This is a genomic window from Streptomyces varsoviensis (genome assembly GCF_000718635.1).
In the GTDB taxonomy this organism is placed as follows: Bacteria; Actinomycetota; Actinomycetes; order Streptomycetales; family Streptomycetaceae; genus Streptomyces; species Streptomyces varsoviensis.
In genome coordinates this window covers 1-15,893 of sequence record NZ_JOBF01000008.1, presented here as the reverse complement: position 1 = coordinate 15,893, position 15,893 = coordinate 1, and the positions used below count along the sequence as shown (strand labels likewise).

The 15,893-nt window shown below is 72.7% G+C and carries 12 protein-coding genes; 8 read left to right on the top strand and 4 right to left on the bottom strand.

The window, feature by feature from the left end; all coding sequences use genetic code 11:
* Positions 1-24: 24 nt before the first annotated feature.
* Entirely contained in the window at positions 25-2,199 is a 2,175-nt protein-coding gene (locus IF55_RS13600; protein ID WP_030890679.1) for a glycosyltransferase family 4 protein, read from the bottom strand.
* Positions 2,200-2,557: 358 nt separating this feature from the next.
* Here IF55_RS13600 and IF55_RS13595 point away from each other — a divergent pair, with 358 nt between their 5' ends.
* Positions 2,558-3,325, top strand: coding sequence for a hypothetical protein (locus IF55_RS13595; RefSeq protein ID WP_157854565.1), 768 nt, complete (start codon positions 2,558-2,560; stop codon positions 3,323-3,325).
* A gap of 48 nt (positions 3,326-3,373) precedes the next feature.
* On the opposite strand, the gene IF55_RS13590 is transcribed toward IF55_RS13595, so the two are convergent.
* Positions 3,374-4,405: a hypothetical protein gene (locus IF55_RS13590; RefSeq protein WP_245661190.1), complete on the bottom strand. Its 1,032-nt coding sequence runs from the start codon at positions 4,403-4,405 to the stop codon at positions 3,374-3,376.
* A gap of 148 nt (positions 4,406-4,553) precedes the next feature.
* On the opposite strand from IF55_RS13590, the gene IF55_RS13585 reads away from it, so the two are divergent.
* The 4 genes from IF55_RS13585 (at position 4,554) to glmM (ending at position 9,147) form a co-directional block, all read left to right on the top strand.
* Complete coding sequence (locus IF55_RS13585) at positions 4,554-6,173, top strand: ABC-F family ATP-binding cassette domain-containing protein (RefSeq protein WP_030890672.1); 1,620 nt, start codon at positions 4,554-4,556, stop codon at positions 6,171-6,173.
* A 417-nt stretch (positions 6,174-6,590) separates the two neighbouring features.
* Complete coding sequence (gene rplM, locus IF55_RS13580; RefSeq protein ID WP_030890669.1) at positions 6,591-7,037, top strand: 50S ribosomal protein L13; 447 nt, start codon at positions 6,591-6,593, stop codon at positions 7,035-7,037.
* 42 nt (positions 7,038-7,079) lie between these two features.
* Positions 7,080-7,592, top strand: coding sequence for a 30S ribosomal protein S9 (gene rpsI, locus IF55_RS13575; protein ID WP_030890665.1), 513 nt, complete (start codon positions 7,080-7,082; stop codon positions 7,590-7,592).
* Positions 7,593-7,788: 196 nt separating this feature from the next.
* Positions 7,789-9,147 carry a phosphoglucosamine mutase gene (glmM, locus tag IF55_RS13570; protein ID WP_030890662.1) on the top strand — a complete coding sequence of 453 codons (1,359 nt, stop codon included), beginning with the start codon at positions 7,789-7,791 and terminating at the stop codon, positions 9,145-9,147.
* A gap of 86 nt (positions 9,148-9,233) precedes the next feature.
* On the opposite strand, the gene IF55_RS13565 is transcribed toward glmM, so the two are convergent.
* Both IF55_RS13565 and coaA read right to left on the bottom strand, forming a co-directional pair.
* Positions 9,234-10,175 carry a DUF389 domain-containing protein gene (locus tag IF55_RS13565; RefSeq protein ID WP_030890659.1) on the bottom strand — a complete coding sequence of 314 codons (942 nt, stop codon included), beginning with the start codon at positions 10,173-10,175 and terminating at the stop codon, positions 9,234-9,236.
* Positions 10,176-10,201: 26 nt separating this feature from the next.
* Positions 10,202-11,191: a type I pantothenate kinase gene (gene coaA / locus IF55_RS13560; protein ID WP_030890656.1), complete on the bottom strand. Its 990-nt coding sequence runs from the start codon at positions 11,189-11,191 to the stop codon at positions 10,202-10,204.
* 299 nt (positions 11,192-11,490) lie between these two features.
* Between coaA and IF55_RS13555 the strand changes: the two genes are divergently transcribed.
* Genes IF55_RS13555 through IF55_RS13545 form a run of 3 tightly spaced genes read left to right on the top strand, consistent with a single transcriptional unit; the run spans position 11,491 to position 13,993 of the window.
* On the top strand, positions 11,491-11,730 hold the full coding sequence (locus IF55_RS13555; protein ID WP_245661196.1) for a hypothetical protein: 240 nt from the start codon (positions 11,491-11,493) through the stop codon (positions 11,728-11,730).
* 44 nt (positions 11,731-11,774) lie between these two features.
* Entirely contained in the window at positions 11,775-13,628 is a 1,854-nt protein-coding gene (gene glmS / locus IF55_RS13550; RefSeq protein WP_030890649.1) for a glutamine--fructose-6-phosphate transaminase (isomerizing), read from the top strand.
* The gene (locus IF55_RS13545) at positions 13,625-13,993 is read left to right on the top strand and encodes a holo-ACP synthase (protein WP_030890646.1); all 369 of its coding nucleotides are present in this window, start codon (positions 13,625-13,627) and stop codon (positions 13,991-13,993) included. The genes glmS and IF55_RS13545 overlap by 4 nt, the downstream gene beginning before the upstream one ends.
* Positions 13,994-15,893 lie beyond the last annotated feature (1,900 nt).

Genomic DNA, 15,893 nt, shown 5'->3' with positions numbered 1-15,893 from the left:
GGACTCTTCGGTTGCCTGTGCGGCTCAATATGTGTCATGGGTCACGTCTTTGACCTCCATCGTGAGGTCGTTGGAGGGGTCGAAGACGGGCTTGACCGCCACCGTGCCGCGGAGCGGATGGCGCATTTCGCGGGCGGGGGCGACATCGGTGCGCTTGCGGTCCACGTTGTCGCCCGCCAGCCGGCCGAGGGCGAGCCGCACGGCGCCGCCGGGGCCCGCGCCGGGCAGCCGCAGCCGCAGCTCCCAGGTGTCGTGCGAGGTGCCGCGCCGGGTGAGGAGCCGCTCGTAGGGGAGCGTGCAGAGGAAGCGCCGTTCATCCAGAACGGTGACGGCCACGGCGACGTCGTACGCGTCGTCCTCCGGCGAGAGAGCGACGAGCGCCGCCGTGCCGTCCTCGGGCAGCGGGCCGGTGCGGCCGTGCAGGGTGCCGGCGAGGGTGACGGAGTCCGGGCCGGTGGTGATGCGGTTCAGCTCGGCGTGGTGCGAGCGGCGCCAGGTGCGCAGGGTCAGCGAGCCGGCCGCGGTGGTGTACGGCACCCAGGCGGTGACGTCGCCGTCCGCGTCGGTGACGAGGGGGAGGGTGAGCAGCCGCGCCTGCTCGACGAGGCTCGCGGCGACCCGTGCCCGCTTGCCGTCGTCGGCGCGCTCCACGTGGAAGTCCCAGCGGCCCTCGTCGAGCCGCGTCGTCGCCCGGTCGAGGGTCGCGGTCAGCGGGCCCTTGCCGGAGGCGGGCGCCGCCAGCGGGACGCTCACGCGCTCGCCCTCGGCCTTGCCGTCGGTGCCGCGCAGCCGGCCGACGAGGGCGAGGCGCTCGCCGGTCGCCCCGCCGCGCGGGATGCGTACGGACAGCCCGCCGTCCGGGGTCACGCGGGCGGACGCCTTGGGGCGCAGGGGGCGGAGGGGGGTCTTGGGGGCCTCGGGCGCGGCCGGGGGCTCGGGCTTGCGGCGCAAGGGGCGCACCAGGCGGGCCGCGGCGCGGCGCAGGCCCAGGTGCGCGGAGGCGGGCGCGGGCGGCGCCGGCGCCGCGGGGGGTTCCGGGACCAGCGCGGGGCGCAGCTCCCGTACCAGCTCCTCGAACCGTACGGCGATGTGCTGCGGCGCGTACCGCTGGACCGAGGCGCGGGCGGCGGCGCCCAGCGTGCGGCGCAGCGTCGGGGAGTCGATGAGTTTGCGGACGGCGGCGATCAGGGCGGCCTCGTCGCCTACCGGGATCAGCACGCCGTCGGCGCCGTCCTCGATGATCTCCCGCGGGCCGATCGGACAGTCGGTGGAGATGACCGGGACGCCGCAGTGCATGGCCTCGACGATGGTCAGGCCGAACGATTCGGCATCGGAGGCCGAGACGGCGATGGCGGCCTTCGCCCACTCCGTCTCGATGGGGGAGCGGGGGCCCATCAGATACGCGCGGTCGCTCAGCCCCAGCTCGTCGATGAGCTCGCGCAGCCGGGCCCGGTCGGGGCCGCGGCCGTAGATGCGCAGGGACCAGTCGGGGTACTCGTCGGCGAGCTGGGAGAAGGCCCGTACGAGCAGGTCGAAGCGTTTCGCCGCGTCGAGCCGGCCGGCCGCGACGATCACCTTGGAGTCGCCGTCGGAGGGCTCGGTCTTCGGCGGGGGCACGACGTTCGGCAGACAGCGCAGGACGGTGGTGCCCAGCTTCGACTCCGGCAGGTGCTCGCGGTGGGTCGCCGCGTCCTGCTCGGTGACGGTCAGGAAGGCGTCCATCTTGGGGATCACCGCGTCGTGGGCCGCGCGGACCGCCGGGACGTGCGAGGAGTACGTCATGTGCTCCTGGCCGATCCGCAGGAAGGGGCGGTCGGCGTCGGCCTCGGCCAGGTAGACCAGCAGGCCGGGGCGGGTGGCGATCACGACGTCGGCGTCGGTGGCGGCGAGGTACTGCGCGACGCGCAGGTCGGCGAGGCGGGTGAAGACCCGCAGCGATCCCTCGGGCTCGGGCAGCCGGGCGCTGGGCTGGTGCTGGAGCTCGTCGTCGGCGTCGCAGCCGGGTACGTCCTTGCGGAGGTCGATCAGCGGGGTGATCCGGACCTTGGGGCTGACGGGCAGGTGGGGGGTGTTCACGCCGCGGTAGACCGAGACGACCTCGACCTCGTGCCGGGCGACGAGGGCGCCGGCGAGGTTGAAGGTGGCGCGGATGGTGCCGCCGATGCCGTAGGCGTTGTGGATGAGGAAAGCGATCTTCATGGCGTACGGACGCTGGCCGCCCGATGGACGACGTGCGGGCCCCTCCCTGACCGGAATCGGAACTACCGCTCGTGGCGGCGTGCGGTGGGGCGCTCGCTCCTTCGAGTTAAGCGAACTCTAGTTGTATGAGTAAAGGACTTGTCAAGCAGAGTCGTGGCGGTTGGTGTGAATTGCCCTTATATCCGAAGCGATGTGCCTCGGCAACCCGCCGCGGCGGCCCTTTGACGCCCCCGCGTAAGGGACGGGAGCATGGTCGTTAAAAGTCAGAGGGGAAAAGCCGAAGGTTCGTTCCCTTTTGCCGTTCCCTTTCCCACGGGGTTCGCGACAGGATGTCCGCGTACCGGATGACGAGGGGGCAATGGCGTTGAAGGCATACAGGCCGATGGCCGCCGCGGCGGGCGCCGCCGCGGCGGCGCTGCTGGCGGCCGGATGCAGCGGAGGTTCCGGCGGCGACGAGCCCGAGCCGCTGAGCGAGCAGCGCCTGGCTCAGGCGTCCCTCGGGGCGCGCGAAGTGGACGGCTACCAGATCGAGCGGGCCTCGGCGAAGAGCGCCGCCGGCGCCGGGAGCGCCGAGTCGGACCGGTCCGAGTGCCAGCCGGTGGCGGCGCTGCTGGGCTCCTCCCCGAAGCCGAAACCGGTGCGGTCGGTGGTCAACACCTTCGCCCGCACCGGGGACGGCAAGGCCTACGAGGGGCTGATGGGCATGGTCCGGGTCGCCGCGTACAAGGACGGCGGCGCGAAGGGCACCCTCGCCGACCTGCGCAAGTCCGCGGAGAGCTGCGAGGACGGCTTCGGCATGAAGACGGGGGAGGGGGAGGAGCAGAAGTTCAGCGCCGTACAGCGGCTCGCGGCGCCCAAGCTGGGCGACGAGTCGGCCGCGTACCGGCTGGTCAACACCTCCGAGAAGGCCCCGAGCCTGGTCGCCGTGGTGCGCACGGGCTCCACCCTGTCGATGTTCTTCGTGACCAGCCTGACCGACCCGCAGCGCGTCGAGATGCCGCAGGATCTGTTGAAGGCCCAGGTCGAGAAGGTCCAGAAGGCGGAGAAGGGCCGCGCCACCGCCCCCAGCAGCGGCGATGTCGAACACGGCGACGCCGGGGAGGCCGGGGACTCGCAGGACAGCTAGGGCGCTTTCCCGGGCCTTTGCGGGCGCTTTCGCGGCGGGCGGTGTGCGTCAGCGGCCGCCCGCCGCTGCCGCCGCCGACGCCTGCACCTCGCCGCGGGCCATGATCCGCTTGAAGACGTACGAGGCCACATCCCGACCCGCCTCCAGCGCCTCGGTGTCCGAGGTCGTCACGGACGTGCCGTTGGTGTATCCGGAGACCGTGAAGTAGGCGTAGCGGCCCGCCGAGTTGGTGGTCAGCCGGCACGCCTTGCCCCGGCAGAACGTCGGCGCCTCGCCGCCCGCGAGCGAGGCCACATTGCCCCGCGCCTGCTCCTTGGCCTTGTCCGCCGCCGCCTTGGTGTCGAACACCGCGACGCCCGCGGTGACCGCCACCCCGCCCTTCACGTACGTGACGCGGATGACCTCGCGGCAGCCGTTGTTCGTGAGGACGGACCCCAGCGCGCCCTGGGTCGCGGCGGCGCAGTTCTTGGTGGAGTCCGTGGCGGCCTTCGCGTACGTACTGCTGCCGCGCGCGATCTTCGTGCCGGGGAACAGGGTGTCCGCGGAGAGCGGCGCGGTGTCCTTCTTGGCGCTGGCGATGAAGTCGCGCGGGTCCGGCGGGGGCGGCGGCGCGACATCGGAGAACGTCGGCTCGGGCGAGCCGGACGCGCTCGGCAGGTCCTGCGGGGCGGGCAGGCCGTTCGCGGGCTTGTCCCGGTGGGAGGTGGCGACCGCCGTCGCCACGATCGCCGCGATGGCGGCCGTCGCGAGGACGCCGCCGCCCAGCAGGAACCACTTGCGCCGCCGGCCGCGCGCCGCCGTGTCGTCGGCCAGCGCCGCCCAGTCCGGGGTCCGGCCCTGGTCCTGGCCTTGGTTCTGGGCTTGGCCCGGGAGGCCGCCGGGCTGGTTCGGCTGCCCCGGGTAGGGCGGCTGGCCTTGGTGCGGGGGCTGGCCTTGGTACGGCTGTTGCGCTTGGTATGGCTGCTGGCCCTGGTACGGCGGCTGCGCCTGGTACGGCGGCTCGCCGGGCGGCCGGCCCGGCTGCCGCGGCGGCTGAGATCCCCCCGGGGCCTCGTACGGCCCTCCCTGCCCAAAGCTCATGGCGCGCATCCTATGGGAGCGCGCACCCCAGGGGAGAGGGCCGGACCGCGCACCGTACGGGCGGGAAGGACGCGCGCCGGGCCGGCCGCGGACCCGGCGCGGAAAAGCGGTTGGTCGCGCCCCGGGGGAGCGGCGAGAATTCGGGACCATGGGACACGTGGAAGCCGGGCATCTGGAGTACTACCTCCCGGACGGGCGGGTGCTGCTCGGTGATGTCTCGTTCCGGGTCGGCGAGGGCGCCGCGGTCGCGCTGGTCGGGGCCAACGGCGCGGGCAAGACGACGCTGCTGCGGCTGATCGCCGGGGAGCTCCAGCCGCACGGCGGCACCGTGACCGTCAGCGGCGGGCTCGGCGTGATGCCCCAGTTCGTCGGCTCCGTACGGGACGAGCGGACCGTACGCGACCTGCTGGTCTCCGTCGCCCAGCCGCGCGTCCGCGAGGCCGCGGGGGCCGTCGACCGCGCCGAGTACGCGATCATGACCAGCGACGACGAGGCCGCCCAGATGGGGTACGCGCAGGCGCTCGCCGACTGGGCCGAGGCGCGCGGCTACGAGGCCGAGACGGTGTGGGACATGTGCACCATGGCCGCGCTGGGCGTCCCGTACGAGAAGGCGCAGTGGCGGCAGGTGCGCACGCTCAGCGGCGGCGAGCAGAAGCGGCTGGTGCTGGAGTCCCTGCTGCGCGGCACGGACGAGGTGCTGCTGCTCGACGAGCCCGACAACTACCTCGACGTGCCCGGCAAGCGGTGGCTGGAGGAGCGGCTGCGCGAGACGAAGAAGACCGTGCTCTTCGTCTCCCACGACCGGGAGCTGCTGGCCCGCTCCGCCGAGAAGATCATCAGCGTCGAGCCGGGCCCGGCGGGCAGCGACGTGTGGGTGCACGGCGGCGGCTTCGGCTCGTACCACGAGGCCCGCAAGGAGCGGTTCGCGCGCTTCGAGGAGCTGCGGCGGCGCTGGGACGAGAAGCACGCCCAGCTCAAGGAGCTGGTGTTCGCCCTCAAGCAGAAGGCCGCCTACAACGACGGCATGGCCTCGCGCTACCAGGCCGCGCAGACCCGGCTGCGCAAGTTCGAGGAGGCCGGTCCGCCGCCGGAGCCGCCGCGCGAGCAGGACATCACGATGCGGCTCAAGGGCGGCCGTACGGGCGTACGGGCCGTGACCTGCCGGCGGCTGGAGCTGACCGGCCTGATGAAACCGTTCGACCTGGAGGTCTTCTACGGGGAGCGGGTCGCGGTGCTGGGGTCGAACGGCTCCGGGAAGTCGCACTTCCTGCGGCTGCTCGCCGGGGACGACGTCGCCCACACCGGGGAGTGGAAGCTCGGCGCGCGCGTCGTCGCCGGGCACTTCGCGCAGACGCACGCCCACCCCGAGCTGGAGGGGCGCACGCTGCTGGACATCCTGTGGACCGAGCACGCCAGGGACAAGGGGCGGGCGATGTCCGCGCTGCGCCGCTACGAGCTGGAGAAACAGGCCGAGCAGCGGTTCGACCGGCTCTCCGGCGGTCAGCAGGCCCGCTTCCAGATCCTGCTCCTGGAGCTGTCCGGCACGACGGCCCTGCTGCTGGACGAGCCCACGGACAACCTGGACCTGGAGAGCGCCGAGGCGCTGCAGGAGGGGCTGGAGGCGTACGAGGGCACGGTGCTGGCGGTCACCCACGACCGCTGGTTCGCCCGCTCCTTCGACCGCTACCTGGTCTTCGGCGCGGACGGGCTGGTACGGGAGGCTCCGGAGCCGGTCTGGGACGAGTCCAGGGTCGCGCGCCGGCGCTGACGGTCCGCCGGGGGCGGTACGTCGTCCGCGGGCCCGTCGTGGCCGGTCGCGCAGTTCCCCGCGCCCCTTATGGGGGCGCGGTATCGCGCCGGACTTCCGTGAGTCCGCTCCAGGGCTGTCTCCGACCGGCCCCGAGGCCGTACGCTGGGGTGTCGGACGCCCGGAAGTGTGGTTTTGACCCGCGTGGGGGCCGCCCGGTATTCTGCTAGTTCGTTATGCGTATTGGCTTGGTCGTTCTCACGCGAGGGGCCCTTACGCCGGTCCACCGGGCCGATGACCAGCGGTCGGCTCTCGGGTTGCGTCCCCGAGGCGCCGCATAGGCTGTCGTGATCGTCCGGGTGGTCCAGTACAGGACCCGTCTCCCCGGTCCTCGCGGACTCGGGAGACCCCATCACTGAAGAAGCGAAGGCTACGACCGTGCGTACGTTCAGCCCCAAGCCCGGCGATGTCCAGCGCCAGTGGCACATCATTGACGCGCAGGACGTTGTCCTGGGCCGTCTGGCCAGCCAGGCCGCGTCCCTCCTCAGGGGCAAGCACAAGCCGGTGTACGCGCCGCACGTTGACACTGGTGACTTCGTCATCATCATCAACGCCGACAAGGTGCACCTGTCCGGCAACAAGCGGACCCAGAAGATGGCCTACCGCCACTCCGGTTTCCCGGGTGGTCTGCGCTCCGTCCGCTACGACGAGCTGCTGGAGAAGAACCCCGAGAAGGCCGTCGAGAAGGCCATCAAGGGCATGATCCCCAAGAACACCCTCGGCCGTCAGATGCTGTCGAAGCTGAAGGTCTACGCGGGCTCCGAGCACCCGCACGCGGCCCAGCAGCCGGTCCCGTTCGAGATCACCCAGGTTCAGCAGGGCTAGTCCCGGCCACCGCCGACCAGCAGAAAGTATCTGAGGAGAATCGTGGCTGAGACCACCCCCGAGACGCCCGTCGAGGAGATCACCGAGGACTTCGAGGGCAACGCGACCTTCGAGTCCGAGGAGACCGAGTACACGAGCGAGTCGCTCGCGTCCCGCTTCGGCGACCCGCAGCCCGCCGCCGGCCTGGGCCGTCGCAAGAACGCCATCGCCCGCGTCCGCATCGTGCCGGGCAGCGGCCAGTGGAAGATCAACGGCCGCACCCTTGAGGGCTACTTCCCCAACAAGGTGCACCAGCAGGAAGTCAACGAGCCCTTCAAGGTGCTCGAACTCGACAACCGCTACGACGTCATCGCCCGCATCTCCGGCGGCGGCGTCTCCGGCCAGGCCGGCGCCCTGCGCCTGGGCGTGGCCCGCGCGCTGAACGAGGCGGACGTGGACAACAACCGCGCCACGCTGAAGAAGGCCGGCTTCCTGAGCCGCGACGACCGCGCGGTCGAGCGCAAGAAGGCCGGTCTGAAGAAGGCCCGTAAGGCCCCGCAGTACAGCAAGCGCTGATCACGCGGCTCACGCTGCACCCGCCTGCGCCCCGGCGGCACTCTCCGTGCCGCCGGGGCGTTCGGCTATCGGCGCCCGGCGGCGTATACCTGTTCTTCGGGGCCCGGTCACGGGCCCGTCATCTACGCGCGCCACGCGCACGCCCATTTCCCGGGGGGCCGGCCCCCCGCACCCCACGCAATCTCGGAGGACACCAGTGGGACGACTCTTCGGTACGGACGGTGTGCGCGGTGTCGCCAACGCCGATCTGACGGCGGAGCTCGCGCTCGGCCTGTCGGTCGCCGCGGCGCACGTACTCGCCGAAGCGGGCACGTTCGAGGGCCATCGCCCGGTGGCGGTGGTCGGGCGCGATCCGCGAGCGTCCGGGGAGTTCCTGGAGGCCGCCGTGGTGGCGGGGCTGGCGAGCGCGGGCGTGGACGTGCTGCGGGTCGGCGTGCTCCCGACGCCCGCCGTCGCCTACCTGACCGGCTCGCTCGGCGCGGACCTGGGCGTCATGCTCTCCGCCAGCCACAACGCGATGCCCGACAACGGCATCAAGTTCTTCGCCCGCGGCGGCCACAAGCTCGCCGACGAGCTGGAGGACCGCATCGAGTCCACGTACCGCGCGCACGCCTCCGGCGAGCCCTGGCAGCGGCCCACCGGCGCCGGCGTCGGCCGGGTCCGCGCGTACGACGAGGGCTTCGACAACTACGTCGCGCACCTCATCGGCGTGCTCCCCAACCGCCTCGACGGCCTCAAGGTCGTCATCGACGGCGCGCACGGCGCGGCCGCCCGGGTCTCCCCGGAGGCGTTCGCGCGGGCCGGCGCCGAGGTCGTCACCATCGGCACCGACCCCGACGGCCTCAACATCAACCACGAGTGCGGCTCCACGCACCTCGCCAAGCTGCGCGCGGCCGTCGTCGAGCACGGCGCGGACCTGGGCGTCGCGCACGACGGCGACGCGGACCGCTGCCTGGCCGTGGACGGCTCGGGCGCGGAGGTCGACGGCGACCAGATCCTCGCCGTCCTCGCCCTCGCCATGCGCGAGGCGGGCACGCTGCGCGAGAACACCGTGGTCGGCACCGTGATGTCCAACCTCGGCTTCAAGCTGGCCATGGAGCGCGAGGGCGTCCAGCTCGTCCAGACGGCCGTCGGCGACCGGTACGTCCTGGAGGAGATGAAGCGGCACGGCTACGCGCTCGGCGGCGAGCAGTCCGGGCACGTCATCGTCCTCGACCACGCCACGACCGGCGACGGCACGCTGACCGGGCTGATGCTGGCCGCGCGGGTCGCCGCCACCGGCCGTACGCTCGCCGACCTCGCGGGCGTCATGGAGCGGCTGCCGCAGGTGCTCATCAACGTGCGCGACGTCGACAAGTCGCGGGTCGCCACCTCGCCGGAGCTGGCCGGCGCGGTCGGCGAGGCGGAGCGCGAGCTGGGCGCCACGGGGCGGGTGCTGCTGCGCCCCTCCGGCACGGAGCCGCTGGTGCGGGTGATGGTCGAGGCCGCGGACATCGAGCAGGCGCGGTCCGTCGCGAGCCGGCTGGCGGACGTGGTGAAGTCGGCGCTGGGGTAGGGCCTTTCGCCGCCCTGGCGGCCTTTTGCCGCGGTCGTACGCGCCTCAGTCTGCCGCGGTGGCTCTTTGGTGCGGTCGTACGAGCCTCAGTCGGCCGCTGTGGCGCGCTCGCGCTGCTTCGCCCAGAAGAACTTCTGGGCGAGGAGCGTGAGCGTGCCGGCCAGGATGATCCCCGCCAGGTTCAGCAGGAGCTGCTGCACCGAGCCCCGCATCTGGGAGAAGTCGCCGTAGCCGAGCGCCACCGCGGCGTTGGCGGCGGCCGGGACGGTCGTCACCGAGATCGCGACGCCCACCAGCGCCCCGGACTTCGCGGAGGTCAGCGAGAGCACCCCGGCGACCCCCGCCAGGAACGCGACCACGAACGAGAACAGGTCCGGCTGCCAGATGAAGGCGGTGTTCGGGCGCTCCCCCTCCACCTGGTGCTGGTGGAAGAGGCCCACCGCGTCCATGAAGAGGCTGAAGCCCGTCGTCAGTAGCAGCGCCGCCGCGAACCCGACGACCAGCGCGATCAGCGACCGCCACGCGAGCCGCGGGGCCCGCTGCACCAGCGCCGTGCAGATGCCGGCCAGCGGCCCGAACTCGGGGCCGACCGCCATCGCGCCGACGATGAGGATCGCGTTGTCGAGCACCACACCGCAGGCCGCGATCATCGTCGCCACCGTCAGGAACACCAGATAGGTGACCGACAGGGTGGACTCCTCGTGCGTGGCCTCCTCCAGGTGCTCCCACACCACGGCGTCCGCGGCCTCGCCCGGCGCCTCCCGCTCGGCCCGGTCCGCCCGCCGGGACAGCGTCAGCTCGATCTCCTCGACCGCGATCGAGCCGCAGTCGGGGATGCCGATGGCGCGCAGCTCCTGGAGCAGCCCGTCCGCCGCCTCGCGCGCCACGTCGCACAGCACGACATCGCCCTCCGGGACGCGGGCCGCGCCGGCCAGCACGGCCAGGTGCGCGGTGCCGACGGTACGTTCCACCAGCCGCACCACCTCGGTGGTGCGGTGGGCCGGGATCATCATCCTGATGTGCAGCACTGCCGGGCTCCCTGGGCTGTTCGGGGTCAGAGCTTGCGCAGCGACAGCCGCCGCACCTTGTGGTCCGGGCCCTTGCGCAGGACGAGGCTCGCGCGGCCCCGGGTGGGGGCCACATTCTCCAGCAGGTTGGGTTTGTTGATGGTCCGCCAGTTCCGGCGCGCGTAGTCCAGCGCCTCCTCCTCGCTGACCTGCGTGTACCTGCGGAAGTACGAGGAGGGGTCCTGGAAGGCGGTGGCCCGCAGCTTGCGGAAGCGGGCGTAGTACCACTCCTCGATGTCCTCGGGCCGCGCGTCCACGTACACGCTGAAGTCGAAGAAGTCCGCGAGGCCGACGCGGGTGCGGCCGTCCTTGCCGGGCAGCGCCGGCTGGAGGACGTTCAGGCCCTCGATGATGAGGATGTCGGGGCGGTGCACGGTCAGCCGCTCGCCCGGCACGATGTCGTAGATCAGGTGCGAGTAGACCGGCGCGGTCACCTCGTCCATGCCCGCCTTCACATCCGCCACGAAGCGGGTCAGGGCGCGCCGGTCGTACGACTCCGGGAACCCCTTCCGCGACATCAGGCCCCGCCGGTGCAGCTCGGCGTTGGGCAGCAGGAAGCCGTCGGTGGTCACCAGCTCCACGCGGGGGTGCTCGGGCCAGCGCGCCAGCAGCTCCCGCAGGAGCCGCGCGGTGGTGGACTTGCCGACCGCGACGCTGCCCGCCACCCCTATGACGAAGGGCGTGCCGGGCTGCGCGCCGTGGCCGTCGCCGGCCTCGCCGAGGAAGGTGTTGAGGGTGCCGCGCAGTTGGCTGGTCGCCCCGACGTAGAGGTTGAGCAGCCGGGAGAGCGGCAGATAGACGTCCCGTACCTCGTCGAGGTCGATGACGTCACCGAGCCCGCGGAGCCGCTCGACCTCCTCGGCGGTCAGCGGCAGCGGGGTGTTCTCGCGCAGGGCGCTCCACTGGGCGCGGGTGAGGTCCACGTACGGGGTGGCGTGGTGGTGGCGGAAGTGCGAGTGACTCTGTGAGGGCGGCACGGGCCCATTGTGCGCGGGGGGTGCGGGGGGCTTTCGGGTGGGTGCGTGTGGGCGTACGGGCGTATGGGCGCGCGGGCGTGTGCGCGCGCGGGCGTGTGCGCGTACGGGCGGGGGTGGGTGAGCGGATGGGTGAGCGGGTGGGTGTTTGCCGGTAGGGCTTTCGGGGGCGCCGTGGAAATTCATTCGGTAGACATTCGGTCCGCTTGTGTACATGTCGTGTACGTGCTCTGTACGTCCTGCCGGTGCACCGTTACGTTCCAGGCTCCTGACCTGTATGAGCTGGGGATCGTGTGTCTGTTCTGGATCTTGTGCTGCGCCGTGGGACCCCGTCCGCCGAGGGGCGTTCGGCCGAAGGGCGTGACGAGTTCGCGCGCCGCGTCTGCGGGGAGCTGAGCGCGGAGCTGCCCGACGAGGATCTGGGCGAGGACCTCTCCGACGCGCTCGAACGCTACGAACTGGGCTCCAAGCCGCGCTGCGAGGAGGTCGAATACCTCGACCTCGTGCAGGAGGCGATCGACCGGGTGGCGCGCGGGCGCTGATCCGGGGGGCCGCCGCGGGGGCGCGCGGGCCGTACGCTGCCTGCATGTGCGGAATCGTGGGATATGTGGGAGGGCAGCCCGCCCTCGACGTCGTCATCTCCGGGCTGAAGCGGCTCGAATACCGGGGCTACGACTCGGCCGGGGTCACCGTCCTCGCGGACGGCCAGCTCGCGGCGGCGAAGAAGTCCGGCAAGCTCGCCAACCTCGAAAAGGAGCTGGCCGCCCGCCCGCTGCCGTCCGGCACCACCGGCATCGGCCACACCCGCTGGGCCACGCACGGCGCCCCGACGGACGCCAACGCCCACCCCCACCTGGACAATTCGGGGCGCGTCGGCGTCGTGCACAACGGCATCATCGAGAACTTCGCCGCCCTTCGCGCGGAGCTGGCGGAGCGCGGGCACGCCCTCGCCTCCGAGACGGACACCGAGGTGGTGGCCCACCTGCTGGCCGAGGAGTTCTCCTCCTGCGGCGACCTCGCCGAGTCCATGCGGCGCGTCTGCCGGCGGCTGGAGGGCGCGTTCACCCTGGTCGCCGTGCACGCCGACGAGCCCGACGTGGTCGTCGGCGCGCGCCGCAACTCCCCGCTCGTCGTGGGCATCGGCGCCGGCGAGTCCTTCCTCGCCTCCGACGTCGCCGCCTTCATCGCGCACACCCGCGAGGCCGTCGAACTCGGCCAGGACCAGGTCGTCGAGTTGCGCCGCGAGCACGTCACCGTCACCGACTTCGACGGCGTGCCCGCGGACGTACGGGCGTACCACGTGGACTGGGACGCCTCCGCCGCCGAGAAGGGCGGCTACGACTACTTCATGCTCAAGGAGATCGCCGAGCAGCCGAAGGCCGTCGCCGACACCCTGCTGGGGCGCATCGACGCGGGCGGCTCGCTCACCCTGGACGAGGTGCGCATGCCGGCGTCCGTACTGCGCGAGGCCGACAAGGTCGTGATCGTCGCCTGCGGGACCGCCTTCCACGCCGGCATGATCGCCAAGTACGCCATCGAGCACTGGACGCGCATGCCGTGCGAGGTGGAACTCGCCAGCGAGTTCCGCTACCGCGACCCGATCCTGGACCCGCGGACCCTGGTCATCGCCATCTCCCAGTCCGGGGAGACCATGGACACCCTGATGGCGCTGCGGCACGCGCGCGAACAGGGCGCCAAGGTCCTCGCCATCTGCAACACCAACGGCTCGACGATCCCGCGCGAGTCCGACGCCGTGCTCTACACGCACGCCGGGCCCGAAGTGGCCGTCGCCTCCACCAAGGCGTTCCTGACGCAGCTCGTCGCCTGCTACCTCGTCGCGCTCTACCTCGGGCAGGTACGCGGCACCAAATGGGGCGACGAGATCGGCTCCGTCATCCGCGAGCTGTCCGCTATCGCCACCCAGGTCGACGACGTCCTCGGCACCATGGAGCCCGTACGGGAACTGGCCCGGTCCGTCGCCGCCGCCGGCAAGAACACCGTGCTCTTCCTCGGTCGGCACGTGGGCTACCCCGTGGCGCTCGAAGGCGCCCTCAAACTCAAGGAACTGGCGTACATGCACGCCGAGGGGTTCGCGGCCGGCGAGCTCAAGCACGGGCCGATCGCGCTGATCGAGGACGACCTGCCCGTCGTCGTCGTGGTGCCGTCGCCCCGCGGGCGCTCCGTCCTCCACGACAAGATCGTCTCCAACATCCAGGAGATCCGGGCGCGCGGCGCCCGTACGATCGTCATCGCCGAACGGGGCGACGCCGCCGTCGCCCCCTACGCCGACCACCTCATCGAGATCCCTCCCACCCCCACGCTGCTCCAGCCGCTGGTCGCCACCGTGCCGCTGCAGGTCTTCGCCTGCGAGCTGGCCACCGCGCGCGGCAACGAGGTCGACCAGCCGCGCAACCTCGCGAAGTCGGTGACCGTCGAATGATCATCGGGGTCGGGATCGATGTCGCGGAGATCGACCGCTTCGACGCCGCGCTGCGCCGCACGCCGGGGCTCGCGGCGCGGCTCTTCCTCGACCGCGAGCTGCTGCTGCCGAGCGGGGAGCGGCGGGGGCCCGCCTCCCTCGCGGCGCGGTTCGCGGCGAAGGAGGCCCTGGCCAAGGCGCTGGGCGCGCCGGCCGGACTGCTGTGGACCGACGCCGAGGTGGTGACGGAGGAGAGCGGGCGGCCGGTGCTGTCGGTGCGGGGGACGGTGGCGGCTCGGGCTGCGGAGTTGGGGGTGCGGGGGTGGCATGTGTCGCTCAGCCACGATGCCGGGGTCGCTTCCGCTGTGGTGATCGCTGAGGGGTGACGGGGCGCTGCGCTGGGCTTGCGCGTTGTCTGTGCGTTGCGTTGCGCTGGTGGGTGGGGGGTCCGCGTGCGGGTGGGGAGCCGGGCCCTACGGGTGGGGTGGCGACGTGTGTGGGTGGGTGCGGGGTCGGGGCCTACGGGGTGGGGTCCTCCACCGCATATTTACGGGCCGCGAACCCGGAACCGTCATCTCACCCGGCACTCCGGCCCACAAATACACGTCAGCGTTCCGGACCCCACCCCTACGGCCCCAACCCCTCCCCTCTCGTCCCCGTCCAACGGTGAGTGGGTGGGCCCCTTTTGCTCGCTGCTCGCCCCGGGTGGGCGGGGGTGGGTGGGGGTGGGGGCGGCCCCGGCCTCTACCCTCTCGTCTCCGTCTAACGGTGGGTGGGTGGGCCCCGGCCCCTCCCCTCTCGCCCCCGTCTAACGGTGGGTGGGCACCCCGGCCCCTTCCCTCTCGTCGCCCTCGAACGGTGAGTGGGTGGGTCCCTCTTGCTCGCTGCTCGCCCCGGGTGGGCGGGTGGCCCTGCCCCCTCTCGTCCCCGTCCAACGGCCGGTGGGTGGTGGGGCCCTTTGCTTCCCGCCCAAGATCGGGAGGGGTGGGGGTGGGGTCGCCCCCTCTCACCCCCCTCGAACGGCCGCCGGTGGGCAGCCCCGGGAGCTTTGCTCCCGTTCATCCCCCGGGCGGGGGCGGGGTGGGCGGGACGGCCCAGGCCGCTCCCCGCTCGTCGCTCTCAAACGATGGGTGGGCGGACACCCCTTGCTCCAGTAGGCGGTAGGGCCCTTTGCTCCCCGCCCAACCTCGGGCGGGGCGGGGGTGGGTGGGGCAGCCCCGGCCTCTCCCCTCTCGTACTCAGCGAACGGCCGCCGGTGGGCTCCCCCGGGAGCTTTGCTCCCGCTCATCCCCGGTGGGTGCGAGGTAGGTGGGTGGGTGGGAGATTCCAGACCCCCCTCTCGTCCCCCTCCAACGGCCAGTGGGCGACCTCGGAGGGTGCTCCCTGCTCATCCCCGGGCGGGGGCGGGTGGCGGGGAGAGCCCCAGTCCGGGCGGCGGGGGCCCCTTCCACCTCGCCCGGACCCGGGTGGGAGCGGGAGGGTTGGCAGTCCGGTCCCTTCCCGCTCGTCCCCATCCAACGGCCGGTGAACGGTGGGGCCCCTCGGCTCCCCATCCGGCCCCGGGCGGGAGTGAGGGGCGGCCCAGCCTCCCGAGCCAGAGCCGAGGAGGGGTGGGCCGGGCCCCACGGAGTCATAGGGCAGCACGCGGGGGTGTCCCCACCCACCAAGACACGGGGCGGAGCACCCCTGCCCACCCAGATGAGGGCGAGAGGTCACCCGCCCAAACACAGGGGCGAGGTTCCCGCCGCCTCCCCCACCCACCCGACAGCGCAAGCAAAGCCCCACCCACCCCGCCGCCGCCCGGGGGGGTGAACGGGAGCAAAGCTCCATGGGGTGCCCACCGGCGGCCGTTCGAGGAGGGAGAGGGGGCGACCCCACCCCCCACCCTCCCCACCCACCCGAGGCGAGCGGGGCGCAAGGGGCCCACCTACTCGCCGTCCGGTGGGGACGAGAGGGGGCGGGGCCACCCCACCCCCGCCCCTCCCGAGGTTGGGCGGGAAGCAGAGGGCCCCACCACCCACCGGCCGTTGGACGGGGACGAGAGGAGGCGTTTCACCCTCCCCGCCCACCCGGGGCGGGCAGCGAGCAAGAGGGGCCCACCCACTCACCGTTCGAGGGGGACGAGAGGGAAGAGGCCGGGGCCGCCCCCGCCCCCACCCTCCCCCCACCCACCCGGGGCGAGCAAGGATCAAGGGGGCCCACCCACTCACCGTTCGAGGGCGACGAGAGGGAAGGGGCCGGGGGTGCCCACCCACTCACCGTTGGACGGGGACGAGAGGGGAGGGG